This is a genomic window from Bradyrhizobium sp. USDA 4510 (assembly GCF_054059095.1).
Map to the genome: position 1 here is coordinate 4436373 of NZ_JBSSBT010000001.1, position 19873 is coordinate 4456245.

Consider the following 19873-nt stretch of genomic DNA (forward strand, 5'->3'; position numbering starts at 1 on the left):
GGTCGGCGGGGTCGGGTCCGGCTCCCGCCCGGTTCGGGGAGATCGGGCATTGGTCTCTCCAAATCAAGGGCTTAGCCGGCGCCCTGCGATCCCCTGGCGTCCTGGCGGGATCAGCGTCGTTCGTCTCGCCCCTCTAGGCCAGGCCGGGTTTTGGCGGCAGCAGCATCGATACGAGCAGTCCGCTCGGCTCCCGCAGCCTCAAAGCGATGCTGCCGCCATGGCGCTTGGCGATATCCTGCGCGATCGATAGCCCCAGCCCGAAGCCCCCCTCCTGCCGGGCGCTGTCGGCCTTGAAGAAGGGCTCGAATACCTTGTCGTGCAGCGCAGTTGGGATGCCCGGACCGTCATCCGCCACCTCGATCTCGATGTGGCCGGCCTCCATGGGGCGAAGCGTCACCGCGACCTTGCTGCCGTGCTTGACCGCATTCTCCACGATATTGGTGACGGCGCGCGACAGCGCGCGGGGCCGGCAGGCATAAGGCAGACGCGCCGGCCCGGCATAGGATACCGCGTGGCCCATGTCGGCGAAGTCCGAACAGATGGTCTGCAGGAAGCTCGGCAGGTCGATGAACGACGCCGCCTCCGAGCGGGCATCCTCGCGCAGATACTCCAGGGTCTCGTTGATCATGCGCGTCATCTTGGCGATATCGCCCAGCATCGCCGGGCGCAGGGTGTCGTCGCCGACGCGCTCGGTGCGCAGCCTGAGCCGGGTCAGCGGCGTCCGCAGGTCATGACTGATGGCGGCGAGCATGCGGGTGCGGTCGTCGAGCAGCGCTGCGATACGCGTGCGCATGTCGTTCAGCGCGTCGGCGACCTGGGCGATCTCGAGCGGACCGCGCCGGCGCAGCACCTCGGGAGCCCGCGGCGAGCGGCCGAACGAGGTCGCGGCACGCGCGACATCGGCCAGCGGCGCGATCACCCAACGCACCGCATAGACCGACAGCAGCAGCATCGAGATCAGCACGATGATCGTCCCCCCGGCCAGCGGGCGGAGCAAAGTGGACCAAAGGCCGCCTTTGACCGCAACATCGGCCATCAGCGCGTGGCCATCGTCGAGTCTCACGATCACCTGTGACGACGAGCCTGCGGGATGGCGCAGATCCTCCATCAATTCAATTCCGGGCTCGGCAGCCAGTTGCCGGAACGCTCGCATGGAAAACGACCGCGTCTCTGCGGCTGTTCGAGGCACCAGTTCGCCCAAGGCGACGCGCCTGACGTCGAGACCGCCGCGCCTGGCTGCGGCCAGCAGTTCATCCGCGTCTGCCGGCGTCTTCGTGGAACGCACGAGCTGCGTGAGCTCCGCGACCCGCCCGGCAAGAAACTTCTGCGTGTCGGTGATCGAGGGAGAATCGAACAGAAAAATGATGGTCACCGCCGCGAGCGTGATGCCGATCAGTTCCGAGAGCGCGACGAGGCTCATGAGTTGCGCAGCGACGCTGCGCGGCATCAGCCGCTGCGCCCATCCCATCATATCTGCTCGACCGCAGGCGTGAAGAGGTAGCCGCCGAGCCGCACCGTCTTGATCATCGAGCGGTCCTTCGGATCCGGTTCGATCTTCTGCCTGATGCGGCTGATATGAACGTCGACGCTGCGCTCGACTGAGGCGATCAGGCCGCCGAAGGCCTGCTCGATCAATTGCTCGCGTGACAGCACCTGCCCAGGATTGCGGCAGAACGCCAGCAGCAGATCGAACTCGGCACCGGTCAGCGTGATCCGGACGCCCGCGGGGTCATGCAGCTCACGGGTGGTGGGGTTGATGCGCCATCCGGCAAAGGTCAGCGGACGCGGCCGTGACCGCGACGTGGCGCCGCTCTCGACGCGGCGCAGCAGCGCCCGGATGCGGGCGACCAGTTCGCGCGAATTGAACGGCTTGGTGACGTAGTCATCGGCACCGAGCTCGAGGCCGAGGATGCGGTCGATGTCCTCGCCCCGCGCGGTGACCATGATGATCGGAATCGAAGACGACATGCGCAGGCGCCGGCAGATGCTCAGCCCATCCTCGCCCGGCAGCATCACGTCGAGTACGACGAGATCAAAGCTCTCGCGCTTGAGCAGCGCATCCATCTCCACGGCCGAGCCGACCAGCACCGGTCGGAAGCCGTTGTCCTCAAGCACCTCAGCCAGCATGCGCGCGATATCGGCATCGTCCTCGACGCAGAGGATGCGTGCGTTGGTGACGGGGAAAGCCACGAGGTCGTATTCCAGGATTTGCATCACGGCATTTTAGAGGCCTCGGCCCCGGATGCGCAGTACGCAAATATAGCGTTTTGTTAAGCCTGCACGGCCAAATGTGGCTCAAATAGGTCGCGCGGTTTCGCGAGCTACATCTGACTTAATATCTCTTAATCCCGACCCCGGCGGCCCTGCTCTATCGTGACCTTCGATCGTTCGTGGGGTGAGCGGTCGTTCGAGGGGTACATGAGAATCGAATTTCTGCCGGGCGCTGCGACTGATGCGCGGAGCACGGGCCGGGCGTCGCGCAACGGTCAGCCCAATCGGTCATCCCTGCTTGCCGGCGCTGCGGTTGCGATGGTGTTGTTGTCGGGCTGTGCCAGCGCACCGATGACGCGAGGCGGGTCACTGGCATCCTACGACAATCTCACGCCGTCCGACGGAGTGCTGGCGAAATCGCTGGTTCGCGTCAACAAGGACGAGGTCCTCGCCGCGAAGACGGTGCGGATCGTCCCGACGAACTTCTCGCAGGCAGCGTCGCCGACGCTGTCCCAGGAGCAGCGGCACCTGGTGGCCAACGCGATCGATCGTTCGCTGTGCGTCGGCCTGAGCGAGCGGCTGCAGGTTGTTGGTCCCGATCAGCCTGCGGATCTGTCCCTGCACGCGCTTGTCACCCAGGCGGCGCCCACCGACGAGGTCGCGGCGGGCACTTCCAAGGTGGTCAGCTTCCTGCCGAGCGCGCTCGGCGCGGGCGTGCCGGTGCCGGTGCCGCGGTTGCCGGTCGGGCTTGGCAGCCTGACCGTCGAAGCCGAGGTGCGCGATCAGGCCAGCCGCCAGCAGGCGGCGATGATCTGGGCCCGCGGGGCGAATTCTTTCACCAACTCGCCGATGGTCTCGAGCGCCGGTGACGCCTACGATCTCGCCCCTTCCTTCAGCGACGATTTCAGCAAGCTCGTCGTCACCGGCGCGACGCCATTCGGAAAGGCGCCGGAGCTGCCATCGTTCGACAAGATTGGCGCAACGCTCGGCGGCAAGCCGAAATACGCGGCCTGCGAGGCGTTCGGCCGCAATCCCGGCCTGGTCGGAATGGCCGCCGGCAAGCTCGGCTTGCCGCCGGAATGGTCGGACAAGGCGCCGGCGACAGCTGGCCAATAGACAGCCTAGCCGGCGAAGCTCTTCTGCACCGCCTGGTCGAGCGTGGCGCCGCCGAGATAGCGCTGGCGCAGCTCGCGCTTGAGCAGCTTGCCGCTCGGATTCTTCGGCAAGGCATCCACGAAGATGACCTGCTTCGGCACCTTGAAATGGGCCATCGACGCCGCGCAATGCTTGATGACGGCGTCGGCCTCGAGGCTCTGGCCGGCCTTGACCACGACGATCGCGGTCACCGCCTCGATCCAGCGCGGATCAGGCAGCCCGACCACCGCGACCTCCGACACCGAAGGCAACCGGTAGATCATCTCCTCGACCTCGCGGCTCGCGACATTCTCGCCGCCGCTCTTGATCATGTCCTTCACGCGATCGACGACGGTGATGTAGCCGTCGGCATCGATGGTCGCGAGATCGCCGGAATGAAACCAGCCGCCGGCGAACGCGGCCGCAGTCTTGACCGGATCGTTGTAATAGCCTGACAACAGATGCGGCGAGCGATGCACGATCTCGCCGACCTCCCCCACCCCGACGTCGGTCATATCAGGCCTGACCACCCGCGTCTCGACATTGATCGCGGGCTTGCCGGCCGAGCCGGCCTTCGGCAGCTGGTCCTCCGGCGACAGCACGGTCGCGAGCGGCGCGATCTCGGTCTGGCCGTAGAAATTCCAGAACTTCACCTCGGGCAGCCGGCGCTGCAACTCGAGCAGCACCTCTACCGGCATGATCGAGGCGCCGTAATAGCCCTTGCGCAGGGTCGACAGGTCGGTGCGGTCGAACGCGCCCGAGCGCAGCATCGCGATCCAGATCGTCGGAGGCGCGAAGAACGAATTGATCTTGTGGGCCGCGATCAGCGCCAGGACATTGTCGGGCACCGGCTTGCCGGTAATGAGGCTGGTGGCGCCGAGATAGATCGCGGGCCCCAGGAAAACGTCGAGCTGCGCGCAGTGATAGAGCGGCAGCGCGTGCAGCACCGTATCGTCGGTCGCCATGCCGCCGTCGATGATGCAGCTGACATACTGCCACATAACGGCTTCGTGGGTGAGGATCGCGCCCTTCGGCAGCGACTCGGTGCCGCTGGTGTAGATGACCTGCGCGGGATCTCGGCTGTCCACCGACACCTCCGGCGCCGAGGCGTCGCTGTGCAGCAGGGTGTCGAACGTCGTGATGCCGTCGGGTGCGGTGGCCGGATCCTCGCCCGGCAGCCAGATCAAGGTCTCGACCACCGAGCCCTTGGCGGCCGCAGCGTGCGCCGTCTCCACGAAATCGGGGCCGACCGCGAGCAGCTTGGCGCGGGAATTGGCGAGGATGAAATTGATCTCGTCCGGATTGAGCATGAAGTTGATCGGCACCAGGATCGCGCCGATCCGGGCCACCGCAAAGCGGAGCGCGGCGAAGCCGTGCGAGTTGCGCGACAGCACCGCGACGCGATCGCCCTTCGCAACGCCAAGCGCGAGCAAGCCACGGCCGAGCCGATTGCAGATCGCGTCCATCTCCGCAAAGCTCCAGCTCACCGCGCCGCAGATCAGCGCGGTCTTGCCGGGGTAGCGCTTCGCCGACCGGCGCAGCAGATCGCCGATGCTGTGCCCGCGGGCGCGCTGGATGGTTGCTGCGATGTCTCCGCTCATTTGTCCCTCCCAAATGTGCTTGTTGTCGTTGTTTTCGTCTTGTCTTGGCCGCGCCGTCGCTATTGCCGGGCGGCGTAAGCGTGTTCCATGTAGGTGTGCTCGACCGAGCGATCGAGCGAGGCGATCTTCTCGAAACCGCGCCGCCAGTCCTGCAGGTGCCGCCGCGTCCACAGCACGCCGGCCTCCTTGTCGCGCCGCTTGATCGCGTCGAGCAGATGATGGTGCGCCTCGACCAGCCGCGCGCCGCCCTCGGGCACGCCGCCCACGATCATCTCGGTGGTCGGAAAGAACAGTTGCGCGGCGGGCTCGCGCGCCAGTTGCAGCACGCGGTTCTGCGAAGCCTTGGCCATCAGCACATGGAATTCCGCATCGAGCTCGGCCAGCGCCGCGGGATTGCCGAAGACAGCTGCGCTGCGCTCGAGATTGCCGGCGAGCTCGGCGATGTTCTCCTCGGTCGCGCGCTCCACCGCGCCCTCGACGCTCGCGACCTCCAGCGTCATCGAGGTCTCGAACAATTCGCGGAACGTCACCTCGTGCAGGATCAGCGCGCGGGACAGTCGCGTCGCGAGCTTGTTGTAGCGCGGCAGGCAGGCCTGCAGCCGGCGGCTGGAATCGCGGCGGATCAGCCCGCCCTCCTCGAGCACGCGAATGCCCTCGCGCACCGTCGAGCGGTTGACGCCGAACTGCGCAACCAGCTGCTGCTCGGTGCCGATCGGCTCGCCCGGCTTGATCCGCCCGTTGATGATCTCGCGTTCGATCGCGTCGGCGACCTTCTGATAGGCCGGCGCGACATCGATACGCCGGAACAGCGGCGTGGTGGGCATCTTCAGCTCCCCCGGACCCCGATTGTCGTTTGTCGGACAAAAGATAGGCGAAGGCCCTTGGGGCGTCAAACGGGCAATATTCGGCCTGATTGTCGCACCCGGGCGGTCGGAATTGACACCGGAACCGGGCAAATCTAGCTTTGTCGGACAAACTGACATAACACCTCGGGGAGGCACACCATCATGAAATCCATCGTCACGAGTCTGTCCGCCGCCGGCCTGATCGCGGCTGTGCTGGCAGGGCCGGTGCTCGCGCAGCAGGCGCCGCTCAAGATCGGCGTGCTCACGGATTTCCAGTCGGTCTATTCGGACATCGGCGGCGCCGGCAATGTCGAGGCCACCAAGATGGCGATCGAGGAGTTCGGCGGGTCGATGTTCGGCAAGCCGATCGAGCTCGTCACCGCCGACGCCCTCAACAAGGCCGACGTGGCCGCCACCATCACCCGCAAATGGTACGAGGCCGAGAATGTCGACATGATCATCGACCTGCCGACCTCGGCGACCGCGCTCGCCGGCATGGAGATGTCGAAGCAGTTCGAGAAGATCATGATCGTGACGGATGCGGCGAGCTCCGACATCACCGGCAAGTCCTGCTCGCCCTACACGCTGCACTGGACTTACGACACCTACGCCAACGCCCACACCGTCGGCAGCGCGATCGTGAAGAACGGCGGCGATACCTGGTTCTTCATCACCGCCGACTATCTGTTCGGCCATTCGATCGAACGCGACACCGGCGACGTGGTCCGCGCCGCCGGCGGCAAGGTGCTCGGCAGCGCGCGGCATCCGCTCAACACGCCGGACTTCTCGTCCTTCCTGCTGCAGGCGCAGGCCTCGAAGGCCAAGATCATCGGCATGGCCAATGGCGGCGCCGACACCATCAACACCATCAAGCAGGCCTCCGAATTCGGCATCGTCGCGGGCGGGCAGAACCTCGCCGGCATCGTGATGTTCATCTCGGATATCCACAGCCTCGGGCTCAAGCTCGCGCAGGGCCTGATCATCACCGAGGCCTACTACTGGGATCTCAACGACCGCACCCGCGCCTTCGGCAAGCGCTTCTTCGAGCGCATGAAGCGGATGCCGACGATGAACCAGGCCGCGACCTACAGCGCCACCCTGCACTACCTCAACGCGGTGAAGGCCGCCGGCACCAAGGAGACCAAGCCGGTGCTGGCCAAGATGCGCGCGACCCCGGTCCGCGACGCCTTCACTGACAACGGCCTGGTGCGCGAGGACGGCCGCATGGTGCACTCAATGTTCCTGTTCGAGGTCAAGAAGCCCGAGGAATCGAAGGCGCCGTGGGATTACTACAAGGTGCTCGCCGAAGTGCCCGGCGACCAGGCGTTCCGGCCGCTGAAGGACGGCGGCTGCCCGCTCATCAAGTAGGCGAACAGGATCATGGCCGGGGTCCGGGACCTCGGCCAAGGCATTCAAATGATTGGGAAAAGGCTGGCAGGAGTGGCAGGGCTCGAACCTGCGACCCCCGGTTTTGGAGACCGGTGCTCTACCAATTGAGCTACACTCCTGCAGGGAACCCGCGTCGCCGCCGGTTCGCGCCGTTTCAAGCACAGGGCATGGCCGGTTTGCAAGGGCGAAGCGGTGAAGCTTCTGTTCATTGCAAAACTTCTGCGCCAGACTTCGGCGATCACCCCGTGTCGGCACCTCGCCGCAAGAATCAAGAACCAGGGAGAGACCATGAACGCCCAAACCGCCACCAAGCACGCCGCCAGCCCGACCACCCCCTCTCTTCCCCTCGCCAAGCCCGAATCGATCGGATTGTCGAGCGTGCGGCTGCAGGCGATGTCCGACACCTTCCGCCGCGAGGTCGACAAGGGAACCGTGCCCGGCGTGACGGTGCTGGTGGCGCGGCGCGGCCAGATCGGCTGGTTCGACGCGATCGGCCGGCAAAGCCCGACCGCCTCGGCGCCAATGGCCCATGACACGATCTTCCGCATCTTCTCGATGACCAAGCCGATCGTCTCGGTCGGCATCATGCAGCTGGTGGAGGACGGCCACTTCCTGCTCAACGACCCAGTCGCGAAATTCATCCCCGAATTCGCCGAGACCAAGGTCGGCGTCGACAACAACGGCAAGCTCGAGCTGGTACCCGTGCAGCGGCAGATGACGATCCAGGACCTGCTTCGCCACACGTCTGGGCTTACTTATGACCACACCGGCAACGGCCCGGTGCAGCAGCTCTACCAGCAGTCGCGGCTGCGCAGCCGCAAGATCACCAATGCCGAGCACGCCACCATGCTCGCCGGCATGCCGCTGGTTTGCCAGCCCGGCGCCGAGTGGAACTACAGCCGCTCCACCGACATACTCGGCCGCATCATCGAGGTCGTCAGCGGCAAGACGCTCGGCGCGTACCTCACTGAGCACATCCTCTCGCCGCTGCAGATGACCGAGACCGCCTTCCACACCGGAGAAGCCAATGCCGGCCGCCTCGCCGAGGCCTTTGCCAACGATCCCTGGACCAACGACAAGGTGCAGCTGTTCAACATGCTGGAGAAGCCGGCGATGGAATCCGGCGGCGGCGGCCTGGTTTCGACCACGATGGACTATGCCCGCTTCGCGCAGATGCTGCTGAACGGCGGCTCGCTCGACGGCACCAGGATCATCGGCCGCAAGACGCTCGAATTCATGGCCTCCGATCACCTCGGCGCCGGCGTGAAGATCCAGGGCACGCTGGTGTCGCCCGGCCACAGTTTCGGCCTCGGCTTCGCCGTGCGCATGCAGCAGGGCATCGCGCCGTTCTCCGGCTCGGTCGGCCAGTATTTCTGGAGCGGCATGGCCGGCACCTTCTTCTGGATCGATCCGAGCGAAGACCTGATCGCGGTCTTCATGATGCAGGGCCCGGGCCAGCGCGAATATACCCGCTCGCTGGTGCGCAACGGGGTGTATGCGGCGGTGGAGTAGTCCGTCATTCCGGGGCGCGAACCTAAGATGCGCAATCGCGCATCGGGGAATCTCGCGCAACAACATCGAGATTCCGGGTTCAGCCCTGCGGGCTGCCCCGGAATGACGAGTGATGCTCAGCTGATCGTCGCGCCGCCGTCGATCACGATGGTCTGGCCGGTCATGAAGTCGCCGGCGCGCGAGCCCATCATCACGGCGGCGCCAGCGATCTCGTCCGGCACGCCGATCCGCAGCAGCGGCGAGCGTGCGGTCGAGGCCTTCAGATTGTCCGGATTGTCCCACAGCGCCTTCGCGAAGTCGGTCTTGATCAGGCCGGGCGCGATGCAGTTCACGCGGATATTGTGCTTGCCGTATTCGCAGGCGAGGTTGCGCGCGAGCTGCATGTCGGCAGCCTTGGAGATCGCGTAGGCGCCGAGGATGGTCGAGCCCTTCAGGCCGCCGATCGAGGACACGATGATGATCGAGCCGTCCTTGCGCTCGATCATCTGCGGCACCACCATCGAGATCAGCCAGTTGTTGGCGACGATGTTGTTGTCGAGGATCTTGCGGAACTGATCGTCGGAGATGCCGGCGAGTGGACCGTAATACGGGTTCGACGCCGCGTTGCAGACCAGCACGTCGATCTTGCCGAAGGCGCGGTTGCTCTCGTCGACCAGGTTCTGCAGGTTTTCCTTCGACGAGATGTTTGCCGCGATCGCAACCGCGGTGCCCTTGCCGTAGCTGTCGTTGATCTCCTTCGCCACCTGCTCGCAGACGTCAGCCTTGCGCGAGGAGATCACGACCTTGGCGCCGTGCTCGGCCATGCGCTCGGCGATCGCGCGTCCGATGCCGCGCGTCGAGCCGGTGATGACGGCGACTTTTCCCTTCATGTCGAACAAGGTCATGTTTCTCTCCCTGATGTTAAGTGTTCGTCTTAGCGTCATTCCGGGGCGACGCACCAGCGTCGACCCGGAATCTCGAGATTCCCCGATGCGCAATTGCGCATCTGCGGTCTGGTCCTTCGGACCATCCCGGAATGACGATCACGCAAGCTTGCTCGCCGGCCTGACTTCAGGCCCGGACGGCTGATGCATCGCGGCGTGGCGCGGATCGGCAATCCACGGCTGCTGGTTCACCATCGGCAAGCGCCAGGTCGACAGGCCGGCGCTCGCGATGTGATCGAGCCGCGTCACCGAGACATTATCGATATCGAACGACAGCCCCCTGTCCGGCTGGCCGCCGAGCGCCAGCCCGACCGCGGCCTTGATCACGCCGCCATGGCCGACGGCGATGATATTCCTGCCCGCTTCCGCGGCGGTGATCCGCACAATGGTGCGGCAGACGCGGGTGTAGAGATCCATGTAGCTCTCGCCGCCGGGCGCGGGATCGTTGACGTCGGCGAACCAGGCCGTACCCGGCGGACGACTGGCGAGAAACGCGGCGCGGTTCATACCCTGCCATTGGCCGAGATGCTGCTCGGCGAAGTCGCGTTCCTGCGTCATGCTTTCAGGCTTTGGAAACCCGGCAGTCCAGATCGCGTCCGCAGTCTTGTGTGTGCGCTTCAAATTGCTCGAATACCAGACCGCATCGCGCGGCAGCATCTTGGCGACCGCCTCGAACACCTCGACATCGCCGGTGTCGCAGTCGATATCCTCTTGTCCGTAGATGTTGCCGCCGTCGCTGCGCACCGGCGCGTGACGAACCCACCACCACCGCGTCACCGTCACCTCAGGCTTGTCTGGATTGGACATCGGATGAGCCCTTCAATAGTGTCCCGTCTCGCTGTACGTCACGCCGCACACCGTCTCAAGTGCTTCGGACGTTTGAAATTTTGTTTGAATTCCGCCGCGCGGCAGACTCGCCAAGGACCACCCGAACTAATCACGTGAACAGGGAGAAACTCATGGGCCGCCTCGAAGGCAAATCCGTCATCATCACCGGCGCTGGCAGCGGCATCGGCCGCGCCGCCTCGCTGCTGTTCACCAGGGAAGGCGCCAAGCTGATCGCGGTCGATCGCACCGAGGGCGTCAACGAGACCGCCAAGCTGGTGCGCGATGCCGGCGGCACCGTCGAGGCCGTCACCGCCGATGCCGGCTCGGAGAGCGACGTGAAGGCCTTCATCGAGAAGGCGGTTTCGAAGTACGGCAAGCTCGATGCGATCTGGGCCAATGCCGGCGTCAGCGGCGGCCTCGTCCCGCTCGCCGACCAGACCGTCGAACATTGGCAGGAAGTGCTGCGCGTCAATCTGATCGGCCCGTTCCTCGCGATCAAGCATTCGATTCCGCATATGACGAAGCAAGGTTCCGGCTCGATCGTCTGCACCGCCTCCGTCGCGGGCCTGAAGTCGGGTGCCAGCGGACATCCCTACGGCGCGAGCAAGGCCGGCGTCATCAGCCTGGTGCAGACCACCGCCTACTCGCTCTCCGGCACCGGCGTGCGCATCAATGCGGTGTGCCCGGGCCTGATCGAAACCGGCATGACCAAGCCGGTGTTCGATCGCGCCAAGGAGCGCGGCACCCAGGACAAGATCGGCCAGCTCAATCCGCTCAAGCGCGCCGGCCAGCCGCACGAGCTCGCCGCGATGGGATTGTTTTTGGCGAGCGATGAAGCGTCCTACGTCAACGGCCAGGCCATCCCGGTCGACGGCGGCCTCACCGCATCGATGCCGTATACGGGCAAGCCGATCTAGCAAGGGCAGTCTCCAGTGGTTATCCCGGCTGCGGCCCCGATGGCTCCACATTCACGACCGTCGTCCCGGCGAAGGCCGGGACCCATAATCACAGGGTCGAGTGGTTGAAGAAGGCTGTTGCCCCAGCGTCGCGCATTCATTGGCATTTGGGGTAATGGGTCCCGGCCTTCGCCGGGACGACGCTGGAGATGGTTCGCATTCAAGTGCCAAACAATGCGGTGTCATCACCTGCGCATACGCATGCGGGTGATCCAGTACTCCAGAGACGTCTGTGCTTGGGCCGAGAGGCCGCGGCGTACTGGATCGCCCGGTCCGAGCCGGTCGATGACAGCCGAGAATGGGGAACAGTTTCGCATTCTCGCGACATGAATCGCCCGAGTCTTGCCTTTCGTTCCGCTCCAGGTCCGCGCAACCGCGCGACCCGATGATAAACTTCACGAAACCCATCATCTCACCGCGCGGATATATTAGATGGGTTTCGCTTCGCTCTACCCATCTACACGCCTGGACCTCCAATAACCGCTGGCAACGGTCCGAATATTGCTTGGCCTCGGCAGGCCCACCAGCTGTTATACTTCGCTGGCAGGATCGCTCGCACACTCGTCATTCCTCGCACAATCCCTCGCAAACGAACAGGCAATGCAAAATCAACGTTCCGACCGCATCCGCAAGCTATTGGCCGACCTCGTCGCGTTCGACACCGTCAGCGACCGCAGCAATCTGCCCCTGATCGACTACATCGAGCGCTACCTCGCCTCGCTTGGCCTCGCGGGGCAACGCATCGTCGATGAAACCGGGCAGAAATCCTCGTTGTGGGTCACTGTCGGCCCTGAGGACAAGGCCGGGCTGGTGCTGTCGGGGCATACCGATGTCGTGCCAGTTGTGGGACAGGACTGGAGCCACAACCCGTTCGAGCTCGTCGAGCGCGACGGCCGGCTGTACGGCCGCGGCACCACCGACATGAAGGGCTTTGTCGCCGTCTGCCTCGCGATGGTTCCCGAGATGCTCGCGGCCGATCTGAAGACGCCGATCAATCTTGCCATCTCCTATGACGAGGAGATCGGTTGCGTCGGCGTGCGTCCGATGCTGCGCGAGGTCGCGCGCAAGCCGATCAAGCCGCTCGGCTGTTTCGTCGGCGAGCCGACCCAGATGCAGGTGATCATCGGGCACAAGGGCAAGCATGGCGTGCGCGCCACGTTCCGCGGGCTCGCCCGCCACTCCTCGATCGCGCCCGACGGCGTCAACGCCATCGAATATGCCGCCGACCTGATCGCCGAAATCCGCCGCCGCGCCGCGTTGCTGACCGCGGATGCCGAACAAGGCAGCCTCTACGATGTCCCGCACTCGACCCTGCTCACCAGCATCGTGCATGGCGGCGCCGCGCTGAACATCGTGCCGGACCAATGCGTGGTGGAATTCGAGTGCCGCGGCATCGGCATCACCGAGTCGAGAGAGGTGACGGACGCGATCATCGCCTGGGCCAAGGCCGAGATCGAGCCTGACATGCGCAAGCGGCATCCGGACTGCGGCATCGACTTCGAGGAGATCCTCGACTACCCCGCGCTCGACACCGCCGCCGACGCCGCCATCGTCACGCTCGCCAAGCAATTTGCCGGCCGCAACGACCACGCCAAGGTTGCCTTCGGCACCGAGGCCAGCCTGTTCGTCAGCATGGCGGACGTGCCGTCCGTTGTGGTCGGCCCCGGCTCGATCGCACAGGCGCATACGCCGGATGAGTTCGTCGAGATGTCGCAGCTCGAGGCGTGCGGCGCATTCGTCGCACGGCTGATCGCACATTGCGCCAAGTGATTTGCAAATGATTGCGTAGGATCACGGATGCCTCACAACCCGTCCGGCGGTAGCCCCGGTCCCGTTGCGGCGGGACGGAGCTTGTCGCGCTTGCGCTCGCGGTAGAAGGCATAGAGGCCGGAGGCCACGATGATCGCGGCGCCCGCGAGCATCGGACCGTCGGGCTTGTGGCCGAAGGCGAGATAGCCCGTCAGCATCGCCCACGGCAGCGCGGTATAGCGGAACGGCGCCACCGCCGAGATGTCGCCTGTGCGCAGCGACACGATGATGCACTGATAACCGATCAGGATCAGGACCGCGGCCAATATGAGCAGACCGAGCGCGGTGCCGGACGGCGGCCGCCAGCCGCCGAGCGGGACAAGGACGACAGCACCCGCCGTCGTCACGGTCATGGTGGTGAGCAGCGTGATGAACACGGTCGGCAGCTCTTTCGGGATACGGCGGGTGGCGAGATCGCGCACCGCGCAGAAGCCGACCGACGCCAGCGCCAAGAGTGCAGCCTGGCTAAAGCCTCCCGCACCGGGCCGAACGATGACAAGCACCCCGATGAAGCCGGCCGCGATCGCAAGCCAGCGCCGCCAGCCGACCGGCTCGCCGAACACCAGCGCCGCACCGAGCGTGATGACCAGCGGCAGCGCCTGGAAGATCGCCGAGGCGTTGGCGAGCGGGATCTGCGCGATCGCGGAGAGATAGGTTAGCGTGCCGCCGATCTCGCCAAGGACGCGCAGCCCGACCGGCCAGATCAGCAGCACGCTGAAACTGCGCAGCGCGTCACGGTACCAGGCGAGCGCCGCGACCAGCACCATCGCAACCAGGCCGCGCACCAGCAGGATCTCGCCGATGTTGAGCTCCGCCGACACCGCCTTGGTGATGGTGTCGTTGACCGTGAAGCTGGCCATGGCCGCAGCCATGAACAGGCTGCCGCGAAGATTGGAGGAAAGAGCCAAAATGAAAATGTCCGATCAGGACCAGGGCGGGCGTTGACCGGACTGACTTGCCAAAGCGGCAGCGCGAACTCAAGTCACAGATGGCTACAATGCGGAAACATGCCGCACCTTGCAGCGGCGGCGCGAGCCTTTGGAATCGCGATCGGCCTGCTGCTCCCTCGCGCCGCTCTTGCCGGGTCAAGACGAGCGCAGCTCGCTCTTAGTGGGTTGAGTGAAGGGCTTGCTCCGCACAGACGGCGGCAAACGAGTTGCGGAGACTCCCCCTCACCCGGATCGCACTTCGCTTCGCTGCATGCGATCCGACCTCTCCCCGCAAGCGGGGCGAGATAAGAAGAAAAGCGGCGCGAGCCCTGTTGGATCGCGCCGCATTCTTGGATCAGGTTGCGCCGGCCTTCTGCGCGTATTCCCATGACGCCTGCGACAGCGGCACGGTGCGCTTGGCCGACTCGAGGGCCTTGGCATTCGCCGCGGTGCCGTCGCGAACCCGGCCCGCGATGCCCTGCGTGATGCCGGCAAGGCGGAACAGGTTGTAGGAGAAATACCAGTTCAGGTCCGGCACCGGGATGCCGGTCACGTCGCAATAGATCTGCGCCGCTTCATCCTGGCTCGGAATGTTCAATGCCTTGAGGTCGGCATTGACGAGGCCCGGCATGGTCCACTGCATCAACAGGTAGGTGAAGTCGGCCATGGGATCGCCGAGCGTCGACAATTCCCAGTCCAGCACCGCCTGCACCCGCGGCTCGGTGGCGTGGAAGATCATGTTGTCGAGGCGATAGTCGCCATGCACAATCGAGACGCGCTTCTGCTCCGGAACGGTTTTCGGCAGCCACTCGGCGAGCTTCTCGAATTCGGGAATGTGCTGCGTTTCGGAGGCGCGGTACTGCTTGGTCCAGCGATCGACCTGCCGCGCAAAATAATTGCCGGGCTTGCCGAAGTCGCCGAGGCCGATCGTCTCGGGATTGAACAGATGAAGCTTGGCCAGCGTCTCGATCTTGCTGGCGAAGATCTTGCGGCGCGCGTCGGGCTCCTGGCTCGGCAGCGTCGGATCCCAGAACACCCGCCCCTCCTCCATCGACATGACGTAGAAGGCCGAGCCGATCACTGCATCGTCGGTGCACAGGGCGTAGGCTTTCGCGACCGGGAAATTCTGCTTGCCGAGCGCCGCGATCACGCGGAACTCGCGATCGACCGCATGCGCCGACGGCAACAATTTACCGAACGGCTTGCGCCGCATCACATAGTTGCGCCCGGGGCTCTCGAGCTTGTAGGTCGGGTTGGACTGGCCACCCTTGAACTGCAGGACCGTGAGCGGCCCCTGATAGCCTTCGACGTGTTCCCTCATCCAGGCGTCGAGACTAGCCTCGTTGATACGATGGCGCTCCTCGACTTCCCTTGTGCCGGAAAATTCTTCGTCTTTCCTGACGCCGTCCGCCACGATGACGCTCCCTCAACTCGATTTTTCAAGGAGCGCGTCGGGGCGCTCCCTCAATCAGGCTGGCACGCCAGCCTGATCTCTCTTTTTCATTCTGAGCACGATGTGCGCGCGAACGCCATGCGTTCCGCATCATGCTCAGTGCGACGTGTTTGCATACTTCCGAAGTTCAAGTCTGGCAATGGCGCGATTGTGCACCTCGTCCGGACCGTCCGCCAGGCGCAGCGTGCGGATGTGGGCATAGGCGCGGGCGAGCCCTGCTTCGTCGGAGACGCCGCCGCCGCCAAAGGCCTGGATCGCCTGGTCGATGATCTTGAGCGCCATGTTGGGAGCTGCGACCTTGATCATCGCGATCTCGGCCTGTGCGGTCTTGTTGCCGACCTTGTCCATCATGTCGGCGGCCTTGAGGCAGAGCAGACGGTTCATCTCGATGTCGGTGCGGGCATCGCCGATGCGCTGCTCCCAGACCGAATGCTCGATGATCTTCTTGCCGAACGCGGTGCGCGAGGCGAGCCGCTTCACCATCTTCTCCAGCGCCTCCTCGGCCTGGCCGATGGTGCGCATGCAGTGATGGATGCGGCCCGGACCGAGACGGCCCTGGGCGATCTCGAAGCCGCGGCCTTCGCCGAGCAGGATGTTTTCCTTCGGCACGCGGACGTTCTCGAGCAGCACCTGGGCGTGGCCGTGCGGCGCATCGTCGAAGCCGAACACCGGCAGCATCTTCTCGACCTTGATGCCGGGGGTATCGAGCGGCACCAGGATCTGCGACTGCTGCTGATGCTTGGCGGCGTTGAAGTCGGTCTTGCCCATCAGGATCGCGATCTTGCAACGAGGATCGCCGACGCCCGACGACCACCATTTGCGGCCGTTGATGACGTAGTGATCGCCGTCCTTCTCGATCCGGGTCTCGATGTTGGTGGCGTCGGACGAAGCGACCGCCGGCTCGGTCATCAGGAAGGCGGAGCGGATCTCGCCGTCCATCAGCGGGCGCAGCCATTTGCGCTTCTGCTCCTTGGTGCCGTAGCGGATGAACACTTCCATGTTGCCGGTATCGGGAGCGGAGCAGTTGAACACTTCCGAAGCCCAGGAGATGCGACCCATCTCTTCCGACAGCAGCGCGTATTCGAGATTGGTCAATCCCGCGCCGTGGAATTCATCGTCCTCATGCGAGGACGGCGGCATGAACATGTTCCAGAGGCCTTCGGCCTTCGCCTTCTTCTTCAGATCCTCGAGGATCGGGATCACCTTCCAGCGCGGGCCCTCGGCATCCTGCTTGTCGTAGATCGGCACGGCGGGCCGAACGTGCGTTTTCATGAAGGCCTGAACGCGCTCCAGCCACTCCTTCTGCTTGGGCGACATCGTGAAATCCATGGGACGCTCCTCGTTTCCTAGACTTGGGCCGCTGACCTGGGCCGTAGCCATTTCCCGACATTGTTGACCCCGCCTCAGCGGCTCGCAAGGGCGTTCGCGAAAGGGCGGCGGCGGTGTGCCAGAATGCTGCCCCGCGATCCGCGGATTGACATTTCCGACCGTTCAAACGATAGTTTCATACAAATGTTTGAAATGCAACCTTGCGTTCGTCATTCCGGGGCAGCCCGCCGGGCTGAACCCGGAATCCGGAAATTGTGGAGCGAGATTCCGGGTTCGATGCTGCGCATCGCCCCGGAATGACCGGAGGCTCTCAGCCATGGCCAGCGACCAGACCCGATCCGCCATTCTCGCCGCCGCCGAGCGGCTCTATGCCGACCGCGGCTTCGGCGACGTCACGCTGCGCGACATCGTCGCGGAAGCGAACGTCAACCTCGCTGCGGTGAACTATCATTTCGGCTCCAAGGACGAATTGATCGCGGAGCTGTTCGTCACCCGCAGCATCCAGACCAACCGCGAGCGCCTCAACGAATTGCGGGCGGCGGAGGAAAAAGGCGGCGGCCGCGCCTCGATCGAGGACATCATGCGCGCCCTCGTCGGCCCCACCCTGCGCGGCTGCCTCGGGCCGGATCGCGAGGGCTCGACCGCGGCGCGGTTCATGATCCGCGCCTCGATCGAATCCGTGCCGCCGATCCGCCGCATCAAGAATCGCGAGGTCGATCACCTGCGCAAGTTCGCCGCGGCGATGCGCCGCGCGATGCCGGCCAGCAGCGACACCGAGCTCTATTGGGGCCTGCACTTCGCGCTCGCGATGGCGCACCACACCATCCGCGAGAAGGAACGCCTGCTGCGGCTGTCGGAAGGCAAATGCGATCTGGACGACGTCCGCGGCATCATCGATCGCGTGGTCACGGTCTCGGTGATGGCGCTGACGATGGGCGACGTGCCGAGCAAGCCAGCGCCGCGACCGGTCGCGATGCACGGGCGGCTGACGCGGCAGGATTTGTGAAGCGAGGGCGCCGCTGCGGCGCCCTGCCCTTACACCATCGCGATGCAGTCGATCTCGACGTCGAATGACCCGGTCCATTCCGGGATGCAGACGAAGATCCGCGCCGGCGGCTGGTGCGGGAAGTACCTTGCATAGACTGCATTGAAGGTTGTGAAGTGCTTTGCCGAAGTGCAGAACACGTTGCACTTCATCACATTGTCGAGCGTGGCGCCGGCCGCCTCGAGGCATTGCTTGAGCTGCTCCATGACCAGCTCGCTTTGCCGCTCGATCGACGCGCCGGCGGCGAACTCGCCGGTCGCGGGATCGAACGGCGGCAGGCCAGAGACGAACACCATGTTGCCGGCCCGGGTCACCGGCGATGCCGGCGCCTTCCAGCGCTCCAGCCAACTCGAGATCGGTTCGACGCGGACCACTTCCCGTTTCATGATTGGCACCTTCGATGAGGATCGATGGCGCCAACCTAGCAGGCGGATGTCAATGATGCTTCGATGCTGGTCGAAGTGTTGTTGCGGAATGACGACCCTGGTCCCTTCACCCTGGGGAGCGCGCCCTTGCGCGCGTCTCGAAGGGTCGACGGCCACCAGCGGGGCCGTTCATCCTTCGAGGCTCGCAAGAGCTCGCACCTCAGGATGACGGAGAAACTCCACCGCCCGCGGCCTCGAAGTCAGCGCCTACAGAATCCCCTGCGCCTTCAGTCCCTCGACCTTGGCGTCGTCATAGCCGATGGTCGCCAGCACGTCCTTGGTGTCGGCCCCTAACAGCGGCGGGGCGCGGTACTCGGTGATCGGCGTGCCCGAGAAGGTCAGCGCGTTGCGGATCAGCGACAGGTTCGGCTCGAACGGATGGTCGACCTCGACCCGCATGCCGCGCGACTGCACGTGGGGATCGCTGAACACCTGCTCGAAATTGTTGATCGGGCCGGACGGCACGCCGGCCTCCTCGAGCTTCTCCAGCCAGTAGGCCACCGGATGCTTCAGGAACAGCCCGGCGAAGATCGCCATGATCTCCTTGCCGTGCACGACGCGGTCGTTGTTCTTGACGAAGCGCTTGTCGTTCGCGAGCTCGGGCTCGCCGAGCACGGCGCAGGTGCGCTGGAACTGGCCGTCATTGCCGACCACCAGCATCAGCTCGCCATCAGTGCAGCGGAACACGCCGGCCGGCATGCCGCCATTGCCCCAGGTGCCGCGGCGCGGCGGGGTCTTGCCATTGACGAGGTAAATCTGCAGCCAGTGCGACAGCGATGCGATCACCGTGTCGAACAGGCAGACGTCGATGTGCTGCCCTTCCCCGTTGTTGGCGTCGCGATGGTAGAGCGCCGAGAGGATGCCGATCGAGGTGTTCATGCCGGTCATGTAGTCGACGATCGAGGGGCCGACCTTCATCGGGCCCTCGCCCGGCTCGCCGTCGATATGGCCGGTGACGCTCATCAGGCCGCCCATCGCCTGCAGGATCGCATCATAGCCCGCGCGCGGCGCGTAAGGTCCGGTCTGGCCGAAACCCGTCACCGAGCAATAGATGATACCGGGGTTGAGCTGCTTGATGGTCTCGTAGTCGAGACCGTAACGCTTGAGGTCGCCGACCTTGTAGTTCTCCATCATCACGTCGGCCGTCTTGGCGAGCTCGCGGATAATCGCCTGCCCTTCCGGCTTGGCGATGTTGACGGTGACCGACTTCTTGTTGCGGTTGGCGCAGAGGTAGAACGAGTTGTTGTTGTTCTGCTTGCCTTCGGGATCGGTGAGATAGGGCGGGCCGAAGGCGCGGGCATCGTCGCCGCCGCCGGGCCGCTCGATCTTGATCACCTCGGCGCCGAGATCCGCCAGCATCTGGGCCGACAGCGGGCCCGCGAGCACCCGCGTCAGGTCGAGAATCTTGATGCCCGAGAGTGGCAGAGCCGACATGAACCTTCCTCCAAATCTTGCGATATCTTGATTGTGTCGCACCGGGCCGC

17 protein-coding genes and 1 tRNA gene are annotated in these 19873 nt (G+C 64.8%); 6 read left to right on the top strand and 12 right to left on the bottom strand.

The window, feature by feature from the left end; translation table 11 throughout:
- Window positions 1-133: 133 nt before the first annotated feature.
- Both ACVMDN_RS20495 and ACVMDN_RS20500 read right to left on the bottom strand, forming a co-directional pair.
- Complete coding sequence (locus ACVMDN_RS20495) at window positions 134-1471, bottom strand: ATP-binding protein (protein ID WP_057019556.1); 1338 nt, start codon at window positions 1469-1471, stop codon at window positions 134-136.
- Window positions 1468-2214 carry a response regulator gene (locus tag ACVMDN_RS20500; protein WP_057019557.1) on the bottom strand — a complete coding sequence of 249 codons (747 nt, stop codon included), beginning with the start codon at window positions 2212-2214 and terminating at the stop codon, window positions 1468-1470. The genes ACVMDN_RS20495 and ACVMDN_RS20500 overlap by 4 nt, the downstream gene beginning before the upstream one ends.
- Window positions 2215-2418: 204 nt before the next feature.
- Here ACVMDN_RS20500 and ACVMDN_RS20505 point away from each other — a divergent pair, with 204 nt between their 5' ends.
- Complete coding sequence (locus ACVMDN_RS20505; protein WP_076831391.1) at window positions 2419-3327, top strand: DUF3313 domain-containing protein; 909 nt, start codon at window positions 2419-2421, stop codon at window positions 3325-3327.
- A gap of 5 nt (window positions 3328-3332) precedes the next feature.
- Here the strand turns inward: ACVMDN_RS20505 and ACVMDN_RS20510 are convergent, their stop codons facing one another.
- Both ACVMDN_RS20510 and ACVMDN_RS20515 read right to left on the bottom strand, forming a co-directional pair.
- Complete coding sequence (locus ACVMDN_RS20510; RefSeq protein ID WP_076831393.1) at window positions 3333-4946, bottom strand: acyl-CoA synthetase; 1614 nt, start codon at window positions 4944-4946, stop codon at window positions 3333-3335.
- Between the two features lie 59 nt (window positions 4947-5005).
- Window positions 5006-5770 carry a FadR/GntR family transcriptional regulator gene (locus ACVMDN_RS20515; RefSeq protein ID WP_076831395.1) on the bottom strand — a complete coding sequence of 255 codons (765 nt, stop codon included), beginning with the start codon at window positions 5768-5770 and terminating at the stop codon, window positions 5006-5008.
- A 183-nt stretch (window positions 5771-5953) separates the two neighbouring features.
- Here ACVMDN_RS20515 and ACVMDN_RS20520 point away from each other — a divergent pair, with 183 nt between their 5' ends.
- Window positions 5954-7159 carry an ABC transporter substrate-binding protein gene (locus tag ACVMDN_RS20520; RefSeq protein WP_076831398.1) on the top strand — a complete coding sequence of 402 codons (1206 nt, stop codon included), beginning with the start codon at window positions 5954-5956 and terminating at the stop codon, window positions 7157-7159.
- Window positions 7160-7223: 64 nt separating this feature from the next.
- On the opposite strand, the gene ACVMDN_RS20525 is transcribed toward ACVMDN_RS20520, so the two are convergent.
- Window positions 7224-7299: transfer RNA gene (locus tag ACVMDN_RS20525), tRNA-Trp, on the bottom strand.
- Window positions 7300-7468: 169 nt separating this feature from the next.
- Between ACVMDN_RS20525 and ACVMDN_RS20530 the strand changes: the two genes are divergently transcribed.
- Window positions 7469-8692 carry a serine hydrolase domain-containing protein gene (locus tag ACVMDN_RS20530; RefSeq protein WP_057019678.1) on the top strand — a complete coding sequence of 408 codons (1224 nt, stop codon included), beginning with the start codon at window positions 7469-7471 and terminating at the stop codon, window positions 8690-8692.
- 116 nt (window positions 8693-8808) lie between these two features.
- Here ACVMDN_RS20530 and ACVMDN_RS20535 read toward each other — a convergent pair whose 3' ends face one another.
- A complete protein-coding gene (locus tag ACVMDN_RS20535) occupies window positions 8809-9576 on the bottom strand; it encodes an SDR family NAD(P)-dependent oxidoreductase (RefSeq protein ID WP_026192903.1) in 768 nt (255 codons plus the stop codon).
- 138 nt (window positions 9577-9714) lie between these two features.
- On the bottom strand, window positions 9715-10422 hold the full coding sequence (locus tag ACVMDN_RS20540; protein WP_076831401.1) for a histidine phosphatase family protein: 708 nt from the start codon (window positions 10420-10422) through the stop codon (window positions 9715-9717).
- Window positions 10423-10574: 152 nt separating this feature from the next.
- On the opposite strand from ACVMDN_RS20540, the gene ACVMDN_RS20545 reads away from it, so the two are divergent.
- Both ACVMDN_RS20545 and argE read left to right on the top strand, forming a co-directional pair.
- Window positions 10575-11360, top strand: a complete 786-nt coding sequence (locus ACVMDN_RS20545; RefSeq protein ID WP_038380474.1) for an SDR family NAD(P)-dependent oxidoreductase — start codon at window positions 10575-10577, stop codon at window positions 11358-11360.
- Between the two features lie 639 nt (window positions 11361-11999).
- Complete coding sequence (argE, locus tag ACVMDN_RS20550; protein ID WP_076831404.1) at window positions 12000-13169, top strand: acetylornithine deacetylase; 1170 nt, start codon at window positions 12000-12002, stop codon at window positions 13167-13169.
- 32 nt (window positions 13170-13201) lie between these two features.
- Here the strand turns inward: argE and ACVMDN_RS20555 are convergent, their stop codons facing one another.
- From ACVMDN_RS20555 to ACVMDN_RS20565, 3 genes are all read right to left on the bottom strand, one after another.
- Window positions 13202-14116 (bottom strand): DMT family transporter, encoded by a 915-nt coding sequence (locus ACVMDN_RS20555; protein WP_076831408.1) that lies wholly within the window; start codon window positions 14114-14116, stop codon window positions 13202-13204.
- Between the two features lie 376 nt (window positions 14117-14492).
- Window positions 14493-15551, bottom strand: a complete 1059-nt coding sequence (locus tag ACVMDN_RS20560) for a phosphotransferase family protein (RefSeq protein ID WP_057019564.1) — start codon at window positions 15549-15551, stop codon at window positions 14493-14495.
- Between the two features lie 135 nt (window positions 15552-15686).
- The gene (locus ACVMDN_RS20565; RefSeq protein WP_057019565.1) at window positions 15687-16919 is read right to left on the bottom strand and encodes an acyl-CoA dehydrogenase family protein; all 1233 of its coding nucleotides are present in this window, start codon (window positions 16917-16919) and stop codon (window positions 15687-15689) included.
- Window positions 16920-17235: 316 nt separating this feature from the next.
- Between ACVMDN_RS20565 and ACVMDN_RS20570 the strand changes: the two genes are divergently transcribed.
- Window positions 17236-17925 (top strand): TetR/AcrR family transcriptional regulator, encoded by a 690-nt coding sequence (locus tag ACVMDN_RS20570; RefSeq protein ID WP_076831411.1) that lies wholly within the window; start codon window positions 17236-17238, stop codon window positions 17923-17925.
- 29 nt (window positions 17926-17954) lie between these two features.
- Here the strand turns inward: ACVMDN_RS20570 and ACVMDN_RS20575 are convergent, their stop codons facing one another.
- Both ACVMDN_RS20575 and ACVMDN_RS20580 read right to left on the bottom strand, forming a co-directional pair.
- Window positions 17955-18350: a RidA family protein gene (locus ACVMDN_RS20575; protein WP_076831414.1), complete on the bottom strand. Its 396-nt coding sequence runs from the start codon at window positions 18348-18350 to the stop codon at window positions 17955-17957.
- Window positions 18351-18596: 246 nt separating this feature from the next.
- The gene (locus ACVMDN_RS20580; protein WP_076831417.1) at window positions 18597-19823 is read right to left on the bottom strand and encodes a CaiB/BaiF CoA transferase family protein; all 1227 of its coding nucleotides are present in this window, start codon (window positions 19821-19823) and stop codon (window positions 18597-18599) included.
- Window positions 19824-19873: the final 50 nt, after the last annotated feature.